General features: G+C 55.5%; 1 protein-coding gene. It reads left to right on the top strand.

Annotation, left to right across the window (positions count from 1 at the left end; translation table 11 throughout):
• Positions 1-1,145: 8-amino-7-oxononanoate synthase (bioF, locus tag ACI3UA_RS04695; protein WP_439723673.1), on the top strand; the 1,145-nt coding region annotated here is incomplete at both ends.

Below are 1,145 nucleotides of genomic sequence, written 5' to 3'. Positions count from 1 at the left end.
GCAGAATGCCATTAAAAATCCGTGGCAGATATACGAGGATATTCTGGCAGACAAAAAAAAGCGGCATCTTTACCGCACCACCACGGAAATTTCCTCCGCCCAGTCAGCACATGTCACCTGCAACGGTCAGGAGCATCTACTGCTGGCCTCCAACGATTACCTGGGCTTAATCGACCATCCCGACGTCATAGCCGCCGCCAAAAGTGCCGCAGACAGCTATGGCACCGGCTCCGGCGGCTCCCGTCTGACCACCGGCACCCTGCCCCTGCACAACCAGTTGGAGCAGAAGCTGGCGCATTTCAAGGGAACAGAAGCCGCCCTTATCTTTAACACCGGCTACATGGCGAATGTGGGCATTATCTCCGCTATGGGCATCAAGGACAGCATTATTTTCAGCGATGAAAAAAACCATGCCAGCATTATTGACGGCTGTCGCCTGAGCCATGCCAGGACCGTGATTTATGCCCACAATGATATGGAGGATTTGGAGGCAAAACTGCAGGAGTACGCCGGCTGTCAGGGTTTGATTGTAACTGATGCCGTGTTCAGCATGGACGGGGATATTGCCAGACTGCCCCGCATCATGGAGCTGGCAAAAAAATATCATGTGCTGACGATGGTGGACGAGGCCCATTCCACCGGTGTTATCGGCAGGACGGGCCGGGGGATTGCGGAGCATTTCGGCCTGACGGAAAAGCCTGACATCCTCATGGGCACCATGTCCAAGGCACTGGCCGCAGAGGGCGGCTATGCCTGCGGCAGTCAGCTATTGATTGATTATCTTCGGAATACGGCCAGAAGCTACATTTTTTCTACCAGCCTGTCACCGGCAGTTCTTGCCGCCGCCGGTCAGGCCTTGCATCTGCTGGCAGAACAGCCGGAAATGGCACAGAAACTGCAAAAAAATACCCGCGTTTTCTGTCAGGCGTTGCAGGAGCATGGCATTGAGGCTGACAGCGAAACTGCCATTGTGCCCATCGTCCTCCACGATGAGGAACTGGCCCTCAAGGCCGCCACCGCCCTGCGGCAAAAAAATATCTATATCTCCGCCATCCGCTACCCTACCGTGGCAAAAAACCATGCCATGCTCCGGGCCGCCCTCATGGCGACCCATACGGAGGACGAACTGCGGCATGCCGCAAAAA

The organism is Anaerovibrio sp., from assembly GCF_051866355.1.
GTDB lineage: Bacteria > Bacillota > Negativicutes > Selenomonadales > Selenomonadaceae > Anaerovibrio.
This window is presented reverse-complemented; position numbering and strand designations above follow the sequence as displayed.